This window comes from Streptomyces sp. NPDC058157 (assembly GCF_042884105.1).
Classification (GTDB): domain Bacteria; phylum Actinomycetota; class Actinomycetes; order Streptomycetales; family Streptomycetaceae; genus Streptomyces.
On the sequence record NZ_JBHVUQ010000062.1, the window covers coordinates 1 to 14,649 of the forward strand.

Sequence of the window (14,649 nt, forward strand, 5' to 3'; positions counted from 1 at the left end):
GCCGCGCGGCGCGCCGCCCCCTCGCCCCCGCCCCCCCCCCCGCCGCGCCCGGCCCCGCCCGCCCCGCGGCCCCCCCCCCCCGGGCGGGCGCGCGCGGGGGGGGCGCCCCCCCCCCAACGGCAAGCGCCGCCTCGAACTCCCCCGGCCACCGCTGGGAGGTGCCCCGAGGCGGGGCCGGGTACGGCCCCGCCGGGGTTCGGTCAGGCGTCCGGGGTGAGTTCCACCTGGATCTCGATCTCGACCGGGGCGTCCAGCGGGAGGACCGCCACGCCGACGGCGCTGCGGGCGTGCACGCCCTTCTCGCCGAGGACCTCGCCCAGCAGCTCGCTCGCGCCGTTCAGCACACCGGGCTGCCCGGTGAAGTCGGGGGCCGAGGCGACGAAGCCGACGACCTTCACCACGCGCGCGATCCGGTCCAGGTCCCCGGCCACGGACTTCACTGCGGCCAGCGCGTTCAGCGCGCACGTCGCCGCCAGCTCCTTGGCCTGCTCCGGCGAGACCTCAGCGCCGACCTTGCCGGTCAGCGGGAGCTTGCCCTGCACCATCGGGAGCTGCCCCGCGGTGTACACGTACGCGCCCGAGCGCACCGCCGGCTGGTACGTGGCCAGCGGCGGGACGACCTCGGGGAGGGTCAGGCCGAGCTCGGCGAGCCGGGCCTCGACGGCGCCGCTCATGCCTTCTCCCGCTTGAGGTAGGCCACGAGCTGCTCGGGGTTGTTCGGGCCGGGCACGACCTGGACGAGCTCCCAGCCGTCCTCGCCCCAGGTGTCCAGGATCTGCTTGGTGGCGTGGACCAGCAGGGGGACCGTCGCGTATTCGAACTTCTTGGTCATGGGGGCGAGCGTAACGCCTGAGCGGGAGTGGTTAGGCTCGGAGGTTGTGAGCAGGCTCCAGGTGGTCAGCGGCAAGGGCGGCACCGGCAAGACCACGGTCGCCGCCGCACTCGCGCTGGCCCTCGCGCGCGAGGGCAGGCGGACTCTACTCGTGGAGGTCGAGGGCAGGCAGGGCATCGCACAGCTATTCGGCACGGAAGCGCTCCCCTACGAGGAGCGGAAGATCGCCGTCGCGCCCGGCGGGGGCGGCGGGGAGGTGTACGCGCTCGCCATCGACGCGGAGCGGGCGCTGCTGGACTACCTCCAGATGTTCTACAAGCTCGGCTCGGCCGGACGCGCCCTGAAGAAGCTCGGGGCCATCGACTTCGCGACGACCATCGCGCCCGGGCTGCGGGACGTCCTGTTGACCGGCAAGGCGTGCGAGGCGGTGCGGCGCAAGGACAAGTCCGGGCGGTTCGTCTACGACCACGTGATCATGGACGCCCCGCCGACCGGGCGGATCACCCGCTTCCTGAACGTCAACGACGAGGTGGCGGGGCTGGCCCGGTTCGGGCCGATCCACAACCAGGCCCAGGCCGTCATGAAGGTGCTCAAGTCCCCGGACACCGCCGTGCACCTGGTGACCCTGCTGGAGGAGATGCCCGTCCAGGAGACCTCCGACGGGATCGAGGAACTGCGCGCGGCCGGACTTCCGTTCGGGCGCGTCATCGTCAACATGGTGCGCCCGCACCACCTGGACGAGGACACCCTGCGCACGGCCGCCGAGGGCCGCCGCCCCGAGATCGCCAAGGCCCTGTCCCGGGCGGGTCTCGGCGGGGCCCGGCGGGGCGGGCTGGCCGAGCGGCTGGTGGAGCCGCTGCTGGCCCAGGCCGCCGAGCACGCGAGCCGCGTCGAGCTGGAGCGGGAGCAGCGCGCGGTGCTGGCGGGGCTGGACGTGCCGACGTACGAACTCCCCCTGCTGGGCTCGGGGATGGAACTGGCCGGGCTGTACGAGCTGGCGACGGAGCTGCGCAAGCAGGCGGACGCGCGATGAGCGGGGACGGGCAAGGGAACGCGCACGGGAACGGGAACGGGAGCGGGGACACCATGGGCCTGGACACGCCGCAGCGACTGGCGGTCGACGCGCTGCTGGACGACCCGAAGACCCGGATCGTCGTGTGCTGCGGCGCCGGCGGGGTCGGCAAGACCACGACGGCCGCGGCGCTGGGCGTCCGGGCGGCCGAGCGGGGGCGCAAGGTGGTGGTGCTGACCATCGACCCGGCCCGCCGGCTGGCGCAGTCGATGGGCATCGACTCGCTGGACAACACCCCGCGGCGGGTCGAGGGGGTGGCCGGCGACGGCGGTGAACTGCACGCCATGATGCTGGACATGAAGCGGACCTTCGACGAGATCGTCGAGGCGCACGCGGACCGCGAGCGGGCGCGGGCGATCCTGGCGAACCCCTTCTACCAGTCCCTGTCGGCCGGCTTCGCGGGCACGCAGGAGTACATGGCGATGGAGAAGCTGGGCCAGCTGCGGGCGAAGGACGACTGGGACCTGATCGTCGTGGACACCCCGCCGAGCCGGTCCGCGCTGGACTTCCTCGACGCGCCGAAGCGGCTCGGGTCCTTCCTGGACGGGAAGTTCATCCGGGTGCTGATGGCGCCGGCGAAGGTCGGCGGGCGGGCCGGGATGAAGTTCCTGAACGTCGGCATGTCGATGATGACCGGCACGCTGAGCAAGCTGATGGGGGCCTCGCTGCTGAAGGACGTGCAGACCTTCGTGGCGGCGATGGACACGATGTTCGGCGGCTTCCGCACCCGCGCCGACGCGACGTTCCGTCTGCTCCAGGCGCCGGGCACGGCCTTCCTGGTGGTCGCGGCGCCCGAACCGGACGCGCTGCGCGAGGCGGCGTACTTCGTGGAGCGGCTGGCCGCGGAGAGCATGCCGCTGGCGGGTCTGGTGCTGAACCGGGTGCACGGGAGCGACGCGCGGCAGCTGTCCGCGGAGCGGGCGCTGGCGGCCGCAGAGAATCTTGAAGAAGGCGGCATTGTCGATCAGGAGCCCGGGAAAGCTGGACTTCGTGACGCCGCCGACGACGGCTCCCCCGCCGTGGACGACAGCACCGCCGTGAGTGGCAAGGACAGCACGGACGGCACGGTTGGCCCCGGAACCGATGAGGATGACGTTGACGTTGACGCCGACGCCGACGCGATCACCGCGGGGCTGCTGCGCCTGCACGCCGAACGCATGCAGGTGATCGCGCGGGAACAGCGCACGCGCGATCGCTTCACCTCGCTGCATCCCGAGGTGGCGGTGGCCGAAGTGGCCGCCCTGCCCGGCGATGTGCACGACCTCGCCGGGCTGCGGGCCATCGGAGAGCGACTCGCGGCCGGGGTTCCGGCCGGAGCTTGACCGTGGGTACGAGTGGTGCCTGCGCGGTGTCCGGGCGGTTACCCGGCTGCCGCGTAGGTCTCGTACGCCACGTCGATCTCCGCGCCGACATCCACGGTGAGGATGCCGGTACTGCGCTCGTACTCCGTGCGAGCGGTTTCGAGCAGCCGTCGCCACGAGGTGACGGTGGGACGCCTGCGCAGCAGCGCACGCCGTTCCCGCTCGGTCATTCCGCCCCACACTCCGAACTCGACACGATTGTCGAGCGCGTCGGCCAGGCACTCGGTCCGCACCGGGCATCCGGTGCACACCGCCTTGGCCCTGTTCTGTGCCGCTCCTTGAACGAACAGTTCATCCGGATCGGTAGTGCGGCAGGCTGCCTGCGCACTCCAGTCGGTTACCCAGCCCATCCCGGTGCCGTCCTCTCCCGAATCGAGGCTCCCCCACGGCGGTAGCGGCATATTCACCGCTGCCAGTTGAGGACGTTACGGAAGGCGAGGACGCCGCAACACCCCCGACGGGCCCAATCTTGAATGGTCCGAACGGACTATGGGTAAGCGGCAGATCACCCGACGGAGTGATCCGGCGACATGCCCGACCATTCCGGCGATTCGGGTGAAATCAGGGAAGCGCCGGTGAGCGGCCGTCAGAGCGAAGGGCGGGATTCGGACATGCGTCCACCCCATTCGGGAAGGGTGAAAATCAAGCCGAAGGGTTGATGTCGCACCACACTCCTGTGACAGTTGGGGACAGCTTAGGCCAAGGCATTCGCATGTGTCCGGCGAATGAGAACGTAGGCTGCCCTCCATGGGAAAGAAGCGCTCGGGCGCAGGGCTCACGGGGCCGCAGCAGGCCACCAGGTTCCTCGGTTTGTCGGTTCTCTCCGGAGTCGTTCTCGCCGGCATCGCGATCCCGGGCGCCGGTGCGCTGGGCCTCGCCGCCAAGGGCACCGTCGAGGGCTTCGATGAGATCCCGGCCAATCTCAAGACGCCTCCGCTGAGCCAGCGGACCACCATTCTGGACGCCGAGGGTGGCCTGATCGCCACGGTGTATTCGCGGGACCGGCAGGTGGTCCCGCTCACGGCCATCTCGCCGTACATGCAGAAGGCGATCGTCGCGATCGAGGACTCTCGTTTCTACGAGCACGGCGCCGTCGACCTCAAGGGCATCCTGCGCGCGGTCAACCGCAACGCGCAGGAGGGCGGCGCCGCGCAGGGCGCCTCCACGCTGACGCAGCAGTACGTGAAGAACGTCTTCGTCGAGGAGGCCGGCGACGACCCGGCCAAGGTCGCCGAAGCGCAGCAGAAAAGCCTGGGCCGCAAGATCCGCGAGCTGAAGTACTCGATCCAGGTCGAGGAGGAGCTCGGGAAGAAGAAGATCCTCGAGAACTACCTCAACATCACCTACTTCGGGCAGGCGGCCTACGGCATCGAGTCCGCGGCGCAGCGGTACTTCAGCAAGCCGGCCAAGGACCTGACCCTGGACGAGTCGGCCCTGCTGGCCGGCGTCGTGCAGTCGCCGAGCCGGTTCGACCCGGTGAACGACGCGCAGGAGGCGATGAAGCGCCGCAACGTCGTCCTCCAGCGGATGGCCGACGTGAAGGACATCTCGCAGGCCGAGGCGGACGAGGCGAAGAAGCTGCCGGTCACGCTGAAGGTGACCCGGCCGAAGAACGGCTGCATCACCGCCGTCAAGGGCGCCGGGTTCTTCTGCGACTACGTGCGCAACACCTTCCTGTCGGACACGGTCTTCGGCAAGACCCGCGAGGAGCGGGCGAAGGTCTGGAACCAGGGCGGTCTGACGATCCGCACCACCCTGGACCCGCAGTCGCAGGACGCCGCGAACAACTCGATCCGCGACCACGTCAACCAGGACGACTCGATCGCCACGGCCGTGACCATGGTCCAGCCGGGCACGGGCCGGATCCTGGCGATGGGTCAGTCCAAGCCGTACGGCTTCGGGAAGAACGAGACGCAGATCAACTACTCCGTCGACAAGCGGATGGGCGGCTCCAACTTCGGCTTCCAGGTCGGTTCGACGTTCAAGCCCTTCATCGCGGCCGCGGCCATAGAGCAGGGCATGGAGCCGACGAAGGTCTACTCGGCCCCGAACAAGATGGACTACCCGAGCCCGGTCTCCCGGTGCGAGGGCACGCCGCCGTGGCAGAACCTGCCGCTGGCCGGCGGGAAGCTGCAGACCGCCCAGAACGAGACGACGGACGAGGTCGGGCCGTACGCGCTGAAGACGGCGATGGAGAAGTCCATCAACACCTACTTCGTGCAGATGATCTCCGACATCGGGCTCTGCCCGGTGACGGAGATGACGCAGAAGCTCGGCGTGGTCCCGGCCAGCGGCGTGAAGCTGCCCGAGGAGCCGTCCATCGCGCTCGGCTCCGCCGAGATGTCCCCGCTGACGATGGCCAACGCGTACGCCGCCTTCGCCAACCGGGGCGTCTACTGCACCCCGATCGCCCTGGAGTCGATCACCGACGCCCACGGCAAGGCGCTCGCGGTGCCCAAGAGCAAGTGCGACCGGGCCATGTCCCAGGACACCGCCGACACGATCAACAACCTGCTGCGCGGTGTGGTCGACTCCGGCACCGGTGAGAAGGCCGGCCTGACCGACCGCGACAACGCGGGCAAGACCGGTACCACCGACGGCCGCTACAACGCCTGGTTCGTCGGCTACACGCCGAACATGTCCGGCGCGGTGTGGGTCGGCTCGGGCGGCGCGAAGAAGATCACGATGGAGGACATCACCATCGGCGGGCAGTACTACCCGAAGGTCTTCGGCGGTGGCCTGCCCGGCCCGATCTGGAAGGACGCGGTCTCGGGCGCCCTGTCCGGCCGCGAGGCACCGCCCTTCGCGAACGTCCGCGTCCCGGAGCCCTCGGTCGGGGGCGGCGGGAACGGCGGCGGTGGCGGTGGCGGCGGGGCCGGCGGCGGCCGGGGCAACACCCCGAACCAGCCGACGACCCCGCGCAAGCCCGGGAAGCCCGGCAAGCCGGGCGGCGACGGCAAGCCCGGCGACAGCCGGCCCGGCACGGGCGGCGGCACCGACACCCCGGCGGACCCGCCGGTCAACCCGATCCCCGGCCTCCCGGCGGACCCGGGCCTGATCGGCGGCAACGAGAACCAGTAACGCGCACGCGGGAGGGCCCCGGCCGGATCATCCGGCCGGGGCCCTCCCGTTCCCGCTAAGCCTTCTTCTTCTCCGCTACTACTGCTGCTACTTACGAAAGCTGCTTCTTGACGGCGGCGGCGACGCGGCCGCCCTCCGCCAGACCCGCCACCTTCGGGTTCACGATCTTCATGACGGCGCCCATGGCCCGCGGCCCCTCGGCACCCGCCGCCCTGGCCTCCTCGACCGCCGCGGCCACGATCGCGTCCAGCTCGTCGTCGCCGAGCTGCTTGGGCAGGTAGGCGTCGAGGAACTCGCCCTCCGCCGTCTCGCGCGCGGCCTGCTCGTCGCGGCCGCCCTGGGCGAAGGCCTCCGCGGCCTCGCGGCGCTTCTTCGCCTCCTTCGCGATCACCTTGAGGACCTCGTCGTCGGAGAGCACGCGCGCCTCCTTGCCCGCGACCTCCTCCTTGGTGACGGCGGAGAGGGTCAGGCGCAGGGTGGACGAAGCGAGTTCGTCGCGCGCCTTGATGGCGGTGGTGAGGTCTTCCTGGAGCTTGGCCTTGAGCGTGGTCATGCCCTTGAGTCTGCCAGGTGCAGGGGCTGTGGCGCCCATCGGTTTTCCGCGTCTGCGACCATGGGGCCATGCGCGCGCGTTACGGAGTACCCCTGAAGGTCACCGCCGGAATCGCTGCGGTGGGGGCCGCGGGAGTGGCCTACGCCGCCGGGTTCGAGGCCCGCTCCTTCCGGCTGCGCCGGGTCACCGTCCCGGTGCTCCCCGCCGGGGCCCGCCCGCTGCGCGTGCTGCAGGTGTCGGACATCCACATGGTCGGCGGGCAGCGCAAGAAGCGCGCCTGGCTCCAGTCCCTCGCCGGGCTGCGCCCCGACTTCGTCGTCAACACCGGCGACAACCTCTCCGACACGGAAGGCGTGCCGGAGCTCCTCGACGCGCTCGGCCCGCTGATGGAGTTCCCGGGCGTGTACGTGTTCGGCTCGAACGACTACTACGGGCCGCGGCTGCGCAACCCGGGCCGCTACCTGATCGAGAAGGCCCAGGGCCGGCACGGCCTGAACGGCAACAAGCCGGTGGTCGGCGCCGTCCACAACCCGTGGGAGGGGATGCGGGACGCCTTCGACGCGGCGGGCTGGCTCAACCTGACCAACACCCGGGCGCGGCTGAAGCTGAACGGCATGGAGCTGGCGTTCACCGGCCTCGACGACCCGCACATCAAGCGCGACCGCTACGAGCGGGTCGCGGGCGGCCCGGAGGCGGACGCGGACTTCTCGATCGCCGTGGTGCACGCCCCGTACCTGCGCGTGCTGGAGTCCTTCACCGCAGACCGCTACCCGCTGATCCTGGCCGGGCACACGCACGGCGGCCAGCTGTGCGTCCCCTTCTACGGGGCGCTGGTCACCAACTGCGACCTCGACACGAAGCGGGTGAAGGGCCTGTCGACGTACGAGAGCGGGGGCAAGCGCTCCTACCTCCACGTCTCGGCGGGCTGCGGCACCAACCGCTTCACCCCGGTCCGCTTCGCCTGCCCCCCGGAAGCCACCCTCCTGACCCTCACCCCGAAGGCCTAGAACCCGCCCGGGGCCCCGTCGGGCCCCCCGTGAAAACCGGATTTCGTCTCCGGCGCCGGGTCCGCTAAAGTAATCGATGTCGCCAGGCGGAAACGCCGAGTGCGGCGATCGGGGTGTAGCGCAGCTTGGCAGCGCGCTTCGTTCGGGACGAAGAGGTCGTGGGTTCAAATCCCGCCACCCCGACAGAGTAAGACCAGGTCAGGCGCCTAGTGACATCACTAGGCGCCTGACCTGTTTCTGTTGGGCGACCCCCTGATCCAGCGCCGCCCAGCCCCGCCGGACGCGGCGACACAGGCCAAGTACATCGCCGCCCTGACCGCCGTCGACCCGGACATCGTCGACACCAAGCCCGACAAGGCTGTCGACCGCGGCCGCAACCAGTGCGAGACGATCGCCAACTTCCCCAACGACAAGCGGAAGCAGACCGACCTCACCAAGCAGGGCGGCGGCGTGCGAGGTGCGGGGGTGGGGTGGGGGTGTTGGAATGCCCGGAGGGGGGTGGTGGGTGTGAGGAGGTGTGGGTATGGGGTGTGGTGGGTTTCGGGTCGGGGGTGTGTTGCGGCATCTCGTGGTGCCTGCCGGGACCGTGGTGCTGATCACCTGGCTGTACTACCTGGCTCCGCTCGACTACGGGTTCGGGGCCGTGGCGGTGCTCGCGCTGGGCGGGGGGCTGGTGCTGTTCGGGTGCCTGGTGCTCTGGCAGGTCGGCGCCATCGCCCGTTCGGTGCATCCGCGGCTGCGGGCCCTGGAGGCGATGGCCACCGCCGTGCCGTTGTTCCTGACCCTTTTCGCGTCCACGTATTTTCTGCTGTCGCGTGACCGGCCTGCTTCGTTCTCGGAGCCTCTGACCAGGACCGATGCCCTGTACTTCGCGGTGACGGTGTTCGCGACCGTGGGGTTCGGGGACATCGCGCCGGCCGACGGGACGGCGCGTGCACTGACCACCGTGCAGATGGTGGCCGACCTGATCGTGGTGGGACTGGTCGCCAAGATGCTCCTCGGCGCCGTCCAGACCGGGCTGTCCCGGCAGCCCGAAAGGAGCAGGCCATGACCGCGACGCAGGCGGGCGAGGCCGAACTGCTGCGGGGGCTGCTGAAGACGCCGCCGTACCGGAAGACGCTGGCGCTGTGCGCCCTGGTCGGGATCCCGGTGTCGCTGGTGTGCTTCTGGTTCCTGGCCGGGCTGCACGAGTTGCAGCACCTGGTGTGGGAGAGCCTGCCGCGCGGGCTGGGCTGGGACACCGCGCCGTGGTGGTGGCCGCTGCCGTTGCTGCTGGTCGCGGGAGTCGTCGTGGGCTGGGTGGCCGCCCGGCTGCCCGGGGCGGGCGGGCACGTGCCGGCGGCCGGGCTGGCGGTGGGCGGGGCCTCGACCACGGCGCTGCCCGGGGTGGTGCTCGCCGCCGTCGCGAGCCTGCCGCTGGGTGCGGTCCTGGGGCCCGAGGCGCCGCTGATCGCCCTGGGCGGCGGGCTCGCGCTGCTGCTGCGGGACCTCGCGCGCGGTCCGGGGACCCCTCAGGCCAGCGTGCTCATGGGGGTGGCGGGGGCCGCCGCCGCCATTTCGGCGATCTTCGGGAGCCCGCTGATCGCGGCGGTGCTGCTGATCGAGGTGGTGGGGGTGGGCGGGCCCCAGCTGGTCGCCGTCATGCTGCCCGCGCTGCTGTCCAGCGGGCTGGGGGCGTTGGTGTTCACCGGCTTCGGGCGGTGGACCGGGCTGAAGACCGGCGGGCTGACCGTGAAGATCCCCGATGCGGTGCCCCGGCTGGACGCGGCGGACGTCGGCTGGGGGCTGCTGCTGGCGGTGGCCGTGGCGGTGGTGCTGCGGCTGACGGTGGGCGCGGGGCAGGGCGTCGCCGCCTTCGTGACCCGGCAGACCGTCGCCCGTACGGCGCTGTGCGCGCTCGGCGCAGGGGTGTGCGCGGCGGTGTACGCCCTGGTCACCGACCGTTCCCCGGCGGAGGTCGCCTCGTCCGGGCAGGCCACCATGGCCTCGCTGGTCGGGAACCCGCACGCCTGGGGGGTGGGCGTGCTGGTGGCGGTGTTGCTGTGCAAGACGGCCGCGTACGCGCTGTGCCTCGGCTGCCTGCGCGGCGGTCCGATCTTCCCGGCCCTGTTCCTGGGGGCCGCGGCCGGGGTGCTCGCGGCGCCGCTGCCCGGCCTCGGGGTGGTGCCGGCGGTGGCGGCGGGGCTGGCCGCGGCCGGCGTCAGCGTGCTGCGGCTGCCGGTCAGCAGCGCGGTGATGGCGCTGCTGCTGATCGGCAGCCCGTCGATGACCCCGGTGATCATCCTGGCGACGGTCGCCGCGCTGATCACCGCCGAGCTGCTGCCGGTGGGACGCCGCCGCCGGCGGTCGGCGGAGCCCGTCGGTCAGCGGGCCTGATCGCGGCCGAAGAGGTCCTCGGCCTCGCACCGCCACGTCGTACGGGGCGGTGTCGCGGCTCTCGCCGCGCCCCCGGCGGTCGTACCGCACGGCGGTGCACCGCTCGCCGACGATCACCAGCACGGAGCCCCGCCGGTGGGGTCGTAGGCGGTGGCCGTTCCGGTGTGGGACGCGCCCGCCGGGGACGTGTCAGGCGTCCAGGGGGTTGGCCGCGATGCGCTTGGCCGCGCCGCCCGCCACGTAGGCGGCCGCCGCGCAGGTGGGCTTGCGGGCCGCCTGGTCCTCGACGAGGGAGAGGAAGGAGGGGCCGAAGCCGAGGCGGGGGTGGGCGGCCAGGAGGGCGGTGCGGAAGGCCGGGTCGAAGTCGGGGACGCGCAGACCCGAGACGTCCGCGCTGGTGCCCACCTGGAGGAGGTGGCTCTCGACGTCTTCGGCGGCGGTGACGCCGTCCCGCATGTGCAGCACGATCACCTCCTCCGCCCGCGCCCGGCGGGCCGGCTCCCAGCCCAGGCCCGCCGTGAAGACACGGGCCACGTGGCCGCCGGCCTCCTCGAAGGGCAGGGTGTGGCTGTCGAACGGCGCGGTCAGGCCCAGGTCGTGGAGCAGGGCGCTGACGTAGAACAGCTCGGCGTCATGGGCGAGGCCGTGCTGCCGGGCGTACTCCGCCCCGAAGGCGTAGGAGCGGACGGAGTGGTTGAGCAGGGCGGCGTCCGCGTACTCCGAGGCGATCTCGAAGGCCCGGCGGGCCGCGTCGGAGTCGGGCAGGTGTGGGGTCCACGTCATGCACCGCACCTTAGAGGGGCGGGGTGAAGTCCACGTCGGACGGGCCCTGTTCCCCCGGCCACCACAGCCTGGTCGGGGCGGGCGGGTTCTCGGCGAGGACGGTGCCGCGCGCGACCACGTACCTCGGGCGGACCTGGCGGCGCACAGCCTCGCCGGGGGTGGGCGCCGGGAGGAGGACGAAGGAGGCGGGGGCGCCCTCGGCCACCCCGTACTCGTCGGGGCCCAGACCCAGGACCCGGGCCGCCCGCTCGGTCACCATCGAGAAGGCGAGCGGGATCTCGTCGGCCCCGGTGAGCTGGGCGGCGTACAGGCCGACGAGGGCGGTCTGGAGCGGGTTGGCGGTGCCGAGCGCGTTCCAGGGGTCCATCACGTCGTCGTGGCCGAAGGCCACGTTGACCCCGGCCGCCAGCATCTCCTTGACCTGGGTGAGACCGCGCCGCTTGGGATAGGCGTCGAAGCGGCCCTGGAGGTTGAGGTTGGCGAAGGGGTTGGAGACCAGGTTGATGCCCGAACGGGACAGGAGCCGCTGGAGTTTGTAGGCGTAGGCGCCGTTGTAGGAGCCCATGGCGGTGGTGTGGGAGGCGGTGGCCCGCTCGCGCAGTCCCGTGCGCAGCGCGAGCGTGGCGAGCACCTCCACGAAGCGGGACTGTTCGTCGTCGATCTCGTCGCAGTGGGCGTCCAGCCGCAGCCCGTGCTCCTCGGCCAGCGCGAACGCCGTCCGCAGGGAGGCGATCCCGTCCTCGCGGGTGTCCTCGAAGTGCGGGATCGCGCCGACCACGTCCGCGCCGCGCGCCACCGCCTCGCGCAGCAGCGCCTCGCCGTCGGGGAAGGAGACGATCCCCTCCTGCGGGAAGGCCGTGATCTGGAGGGTCATCACCTCCCGTACCCGGTCGCGGACTTCCAGCAGGGCGTCGAGGGCGGTGAGGGAGGGGTCGGTGACGTCGCAGTGCGTGCGGACGTGCAGGACGCCCTGGGCCGCCTGCCAGCGCAGCACCTCCGTGGCCCGCGTGATCACGTCCTCACGGGTCAGGGTCCGCTTGCGCTCGCCCCAGCAGGCGATGCCCTCCCAGAGGGTGCCGGAGGCGTTCGGGCGCGGCTGCCCGGCGGTCAGGGCGGTGTCCAGGTGGATGTGCGGCTCCACGAAGGGGGCGCTGAGCAGCCCGCCGTGGGCCTCGATGAGCACGCCCGTCGCGGGCGGCTCCTTCTGGTCGTCGTACGGGAGGACGCGCGCGATGCGCCCGTCCTCGGCGACCTCCACGTCGTGGAGGCCCTCCTCGTGCAGCAGCCGGGCGCCCCGGACGATCATCCGCATGGCGTCAGGCTAGGGCGGCACGGTCCATGTTTCACGTGAAACACGGAGCGTGACCGATACCGCGACCGGATGGGGCGGGCGGATGCCGCGGACGGCGGCGCGGGTCAGCCGCGCTTGGCCTGGGCCTTCTGGTGCATGCCCCGCGTCTTCGCCGAGAGGGACTGGGCATCCCGGCCCGCGGCCTTGGCCCGCGCCTCGGCCGCCGTGTTCTTCGCCATCGCCTGCTCGGAGTCTTGATGGCTGTGGTGACCGGTACGGGCCTTCTTGCTCATGATCAACACCCTCTCGGGAACATTCGGCGTACGCCCTCCACGATGCGCCCGTTCGGAGCAGTCGGCATCCCGGCGGCCCGTCGGGCCAGAATGGGGTGCATGACCAGCAGCGACAGCGATCTGACCGCCGACGGGGCCCTCGGCGGGGGCCCCAGCGCGACCCCCGCTTCCGAGATGCCCGACTGGGAGAAGAGGTTCCGGGCCCCGCGCGTGGGGCTCCCCGAGTGGGCCGAGGACGCCCCGGACCGCTCGCTCTTCGTCTCGAACGCCACCGGGACCTACGAGCTCTACGCCTGGGACCGCGCCACCGGCACGCAGCGCCAGGCCACCGACCGCCCCAACGGCACCACCGACGGCACCCTCTCCCCCGACGGGGAATGGATCTGGTGGTTCTCCGACACCGACGGCGACGAGTTCGGCACCTGGGTCCGCCAGCCCTTCGCCGGCGGACCCGACGAGCCCGCCACCCCCGGCCTGGACCCCTCCTATCCCGCCGGACTGGCCATCGGCCGGGACGGGACGGCGGTCGTCGGGCGGTCCACCGACGAGGACGGCTCCACGGTCCACGTCGTCCGCCCCGACGGCAGCGCCCCCGCCGTGATCTACCGGCACCGCGAGTCGGCCGGCGTCGGCGACCTCTCCCGTGACGGCACCCTGGTCGCGATCGAGCACACCGAGCACGGCGACGCGATGCACTCGGCGCTGCGCGTGGTCACCCTGGACGGGGCCACCGTCGCGGAACTGGACGACTCGCAGGGCGGCACCGAGGAGCTGGGCCTGGAGGTGCTGGGTTTCGCCCCGGTCGAGGGGGACACCCGGCTGCTGGTCGGGCACCAGCGGCGCGGCCGCTGGGAGCCGATGGTGTGGGACGTGGCCACGGGCGCCCAGCAGGACCTCGCGATCGATCTCCCGGGCGATGTGAGCGCCGAGTGGTACCCGGACGGGACGGCGCTGCTGGTCGAGCACAGCTTCGAGGCGCGCGACGAGCTGTGGCGCTACGACCTGGCCGCGCGGGAGCTCGTACGGGTGGACACTCCGCCGGGGTCGCTGTCGGGGGCCACGGCGCGCCCGGACGGCACGGTCGAGTACCAGTGGTCCTCGGCGGCCGAGCCGGCCTCCGTACGGTCCACCGCGGGCGGGGTGGTGCTGGACCCGCCCGGTTTCCGGCCGCCCGGCTCGGTGCCGGTGGAGGACGTGTGGGTGGAGGGCCCGGGCGGGCGGATCCACGCGCTGGCGCAGCGGCCGCAGGGGCACGGCGAGGGTCCCTTCCCGACGGTCTTCGAGGTCCACGGGGGTCCGACCTGGCACGACTCCGACTCGTTCGCGGCGGCCCCGGCGGCCTGGCTGGACCACGGCTTCGCGGTGGTCCGGGTCAACTACCGCGGTTCGACCGGCTACGGCCGCGAGTGGACGGACGCCCTCAAGCACCGGGTCGGCCTGATCGAGCTGGAGGACGTCTCGGCGGTCCGCGAGTGGGCCGTCTCCTCGGGTCTGGCGGACCCGGCGCGGCTGGTGCTGTCCGGCGGCTCCTGGGGCGGCTACCTGACCCTGCTGGGCATCGGGACGCGGCCCGACGACTGGGCGGTCGGGCTGGCCGCCGTACCGGTGGCGGACTACGTGACGGCGTACCACGACGAGATGGAGGCGCTGAAGGCCCTGGACCGCACCCTCTTCGGCGGCACGCCCGAGGAGGTGCCGGAGCGCTTCGAGGCCTCCTCGCCGCTGACGTACGTGGACGCGGTGAAGGCGCCCGTGCACATCGCCGCGGGCGTGAACGACCCGCGCTGCCCGATCCGGCAGATCGACAACTACGTCGACCGGCTCGTGGCGCGCGGGGCGGTCCACGAGGTGTACCGCTACGACGCGGGGCACGGTTCGCTGGTGGTGGAGGAGCGGATCAAGCAGGTCCGGATGGAGCTGGAATTCGTCCTCAAGCACCTGCCGCAGGGGCTGCCGCGCTGACCCGGCCCCGGGCTTCCGGTGCACCCCCCGTACCGTTG

The 14,649-nt window shown here is 72.2% G+C and carries 14 protein-coding genes and 1 tRNA gene; 8 read left to right on the plus strand and 7 right to left on the minus strand.

What is annotated here, in order from left to right:
• Positions 1-200: 200 nt before the first annotated feature.
• Both ACFVXK_RS17750 and ACFVXK_RS17755 read right to left on the minus strand, forming a co-directional pair.
• Positions 201-674, minus strand: a complete 474-nt coding sequence (locus ACFVXK_RS17750; protein ID WP_389612669.1) for a RidA family protein — start codon at positions 672-674, stop codon at positions 201-203.
• Positions 671-832 carry a DUF4177 domain-containing protein gene (locus ACFVXK_RS17755; RefSeq protein ID WP_007264966.1) on the minus strand — a complete coding sequence of 54 codons (162 nt, stop codon included), beginning with the start codon at positions 830-832 and terminating at the stop codon, positions 671-673. Before ACFVXK_RS17755 ends, ACFVXK_RS17750 begins: the two co-directional genes overlap by 4 nt.
• Before the next feature lie 46 nt (positions 833-878).
• Here ACFVXK_RS17755 and ACFVXK_RS17760 point away from each other — a divergent pair, with 46 nt between their 5' ends.
• Together ACFVXK_RS17760 and ACFVXK_RS17765 are read left to right on the plus strand one after the other, a co-directional pair.
• Positions 879-1,865 carry an ArsA family ATPase gene (locus ACFVXK_RS17760; protein WP_389612671.1) on the plus strand — a complete coding sequence of 329 codons (987 nt, stop codon included), beginning with the start codon at positions 879-881 and terminating at the stop codon, positions 1,863-1,865.
• 53 nt (positions 1,866-1,918) lie between these two features.
• Positions 1,919-3,226 carry an ArsA family ATPase gene (locus ACFVXK_RS17765; RefSeq protein WP_389612673.1) on the plus strand — a complete coding sequence of 436 codons (1,308 nt, stop codon included), beginning with the start codon at positions 1,919-1,921 and terminating at the stop codon, positions 3,224-3,226.
• A 38-nt stretch (positions 3,227-3,264) separates the two neighbouring features.
• On the opposite strand, the gene ACFVXK_RS17770 is transcribed toward ACFVXK_RS17765, so the two are convergent.
• Positions 3,265-3,615: a WhiB family transcriptional regulator gene (locus ACFVXK_RS17770; RefSeq protein WP_052713450.1), complete on the minus strand. Its 351-nt coding sequence runs from the start codon at positions 3,613-3,615 to the stop codon at positions 3,265-3,267.
• A 397-nt stretch (positions 3,616-4,012) separates the two neighbouring features.
• Here ACFVXK_RS17770 and ACFVXK_RS17775 point away from each other — a divergent pair, with 397 nt between their 5' ends.
• The gene (locus ACFVXK_RS17775; RefSeq protein WP_389612675.1) at positions 4,013-6,346 is read left to right on the plus strand and encodes a transglycosylase domain-containing protein; all 2,334 of its coding nucleotides are present in this window, start codon (positions 4,013-4,015) and stop codon (positions 6,344-6,346) included.
• A 91-nt stretch (positions 6,347-6,437) separates the two neighbouring features.
• On the opposite strand, the gene ACFVXK_RS17780 is transcribed toward ACFVXK_RS17775, so the two are convergent.
• The gene (locus tag ACFVXK_RS17780; protein WP_389612677.1) at positions 6,438-6,899 is read right to left on the minus strand and encodes a GatB/YqeY domain-containing protein; all 462 of its coding nucleotides are present in this window, start codon (positions 6,897-6,899) and stop codon (positions 6,438-6,440) included.
• A gap of 68 nt (positions 6,900-6,967) precedes the next feature.
• Between ACFVXK_RS17780 and ACFVXK_RS17785 the strand changes: the two genes are divergently transcribed.
• The 4 genes from ACFVXK_RS17785 to ACFVXK_RS17800 all read left to right on the plus strand — a co-directional run bounded on the left by ACFVXK_RS17785 (position 6,968) and on the right by ACFVXK_RS17800 (position 10,282).
• Positions 6,968-7,906 carry a metallophosphoesterase gene (locus ACFVXK_RS17785; protein ID WP_389612679.1) on the plus strand — a complete coding sequence of 313 codons (939 nt, stop codon included), beginning with the start codon at positions 6,968-6,970 and terminating at the stop codon, positions 7,904-7,906.
• Positions 7,907-8,015: 109 nt separating this feature from the next.
• Positions 8,016-8,089 (plus strand) — tRNA-Pro (locus ACFVXK_RS17790).
• A 403-nt stretch (positions 8,090-8,492) separates the two neighbouring features.
• On the plus strand, positions 8,493-8,957 hold the full coding sequence (locus ACFVXK_RS17795; protein WP_389612681.1) for a potassium channel family protein: 465 nt from the start codon (positions 8,493-8,495) through the stop codon (positions 8,955-8,957).
• Entirely contained in the window at positions 8,954-10,282 is a 1,329-nt protein-coding gene (locus tag ACFVXK_RS17800; protein ID WP_389612683.1) for a chloride channel protein, read from the plus strand. Before ACFVXK_RS17795 ends, ACFVXK_RS17800 begins: the two co-directional genes overlap by 4 nt.
• A 189-nt stretch (positions 10,283-10,471) precedes the next feature.
• On the opposite strand, the gene ACFVXK_RS17805 is transcribed toward ACFVXK_RS17800, so the two are convergent.
• From ACFVXK_RS17805 to ACFVXK_RS17815, 3 genes are all read right to left on the minus strand, one after another.
• Entirely contained in the window at positions 10,472-11,065 is a 594-nt protein-coding gene (locus ACFVXK_RS17805; RefSeq protein ID WP_389612685.1) for an HD domain-containing protein, read from the minus strand.
• Between the two features lie 10 nt (positions 11,066-11,075).
• A complete protein-coding gene (gene codA, locus ACFVXK_RS17810; RefSeq protein WP_389612686.1) occupies positions 11,076-12,377 on the minus strand; it encodes a cytosine deaminase in 1,302 nt (433 codons plus the stop codon).
• 104 nt (positions 12,378-12,481) lie between these two features.
• Complete coding sequence (locus ACFVXK_RS17815; RefSeq protein WP_389612688.1) at positions 12,482-12,649, minus strand: hypothetical protein; 168 nt, start codon at positions 12,647-12,649, stop codon at positions 12,482-12,484.
• A gap of 174 nt (positions 12,650-12,823) precedes the next feature.
• On the opposite strand from ACFVXK_RS17815, the gene ACFVXK_RS17820 reads away from it, so the two are divergent.
• Entirely contained in the window at positions 12,824-14,611 is a 1,788-nt protein-coding gene (locus tag ACFVXK_RS17820) for a prolyl oligopeptidase family serine peptidase (protein ID WP_389612735.1), read from the plus strand.
• Positions 14,612-14,649: the final 38 nt, after the last annotated feature.

Coding starts and splice junctions, on each gene's coding strand:
- ACFVXK_RS17755 (WP_007264966.1), bottom strand. CDS start 832: ATGACCAAGAAGTTCGAATACGCGACGGTCCCCCTGCTGGTCCACGCC.
- ACFVXK_RS17750 (WP_389612669.1), bottom strand. CDS start 674: ATGAGCGGCGCCGTCGAGGCCCGGCTCGCCGAGCTCGGCCTGACCCTC.
- ACFVXK_RS17775 (WP_389612675.1), top strand. CDS start 4,013: ATGGGAAAGAAGCGCTCGGGCGCAGGGCTCACGGGGCCGCAGCAGGCC.
- ACFVXK_RS17770 (WP_052713450.1), bottom strand. CDS start 3,615: ATGGGCTGGGTAACCGACTGGAGTGCGCAGGCAGCCTGCCGCACTACC.
- ACFVXK_RS17780 (WP_389612677.1), bottom strand. CDS start 6,899: ATGACCACGCTCAAGGCCAAGCTCCAGGAAGACCTCACCACCGCCATC.
- ACFVXK_RS17800 (WP_389612683.1), top strand. CDS start 8,954: ATGACCGCGACGCAGGCGGGCGAGGCCGAACTGCTGCGGGGGCTGCTG.
- ACFVXK_RS17815 (WP_389612688.1), bottom strand. CDS start 12,649: ATGAGCAAGAAGGCCCGTACCGGTCACCACAGCCATCAAGACTCCGAG.
- ACFVXK_RS17785 (WP_389612679.1), top strand. CDS start 6,968: ATGCGCGCGCGTTACGGAGTACCCCTGAAGGTCACCGCCGGAATCGCT.
- ACFVXK_RS17820 (WP_389612735.1), top strand. CDS start 12,824: ATGCCCGACTGGGAGAAGAGGTTCCGGGCCCCGCGCGTGGGGCTCCCC.
- ACFVXK_RS17765 (WP_389612673.1), top strand. CDS start 1,919: ATGGGCCTGGACACGCCGCAGCGACTGGCGGTCGACGCGCTGCTGGAC.
- codA (WP_389612686.1), bottom strand. CDS start 12,377: ATGCGGATGATCGTCCGGGGCGCCCGGCTGCTGCACGAGGAGGGCCTC.
- ACFVXK_RS17805 (WP_389612685.1), bottom strand. CDS start 11,065: ATGACGTGGACCCCACACCTGCCCGACTCCGACGCGGCCCGCCGGGCC.